The organism is Halostella sp. PRR32 (assembly GCF_034808085.1).
Classification (GTDB): domain Archaea; phylum Halobacteriota; class Halobacteria; order Halobacteriales; family Natronoarchaeaceae; genus Halostella; species Halostella pelagica.
Genome location: NZ_JAXHGL010000245.1, coordinates 1 through 245, shown reverse-complemented (window position 1 = coordinate 245; position 245 = coordinate 1). Strand labels below are relative to the sequence as shown.

Genomic DNA, 245 nt, shown 5'->3' with positions numbered 1-245 from the left:
CAGGCCGAGGAGGTCGCCGACCGCGCCGACGAGCTCCGCCGCGAGACCGAAGAGGAGCTGATCGACGAACAGACCGGACAGGCGCCCGGCCCCGGCGGGCGACCCGGACAGGGCGGTCAGCCGGGCGCCGGCGGACAGCCCGGCGCCGGCGGTCGGGGGGGCCGCGGCGGTCGCGGCGGGCAGGGCGGCGGACGCGAGGAGCCGGAGCGGGAGCTCCAGGGCGAGGGGCCAGAGGGCTTTTAATG

The 245-nt window shown here is 79.2% G+C and carries 1 pseudogene; it reads left to right on the top strand.

From position 1 onward, the window contains the following. Positions 1-243, top strand: a pseudogene (locus SM753_RS21550) (hypothetical protein); the annotation flags it as partial. Positions 244-245: the final 2 nt, after the last annotated feature.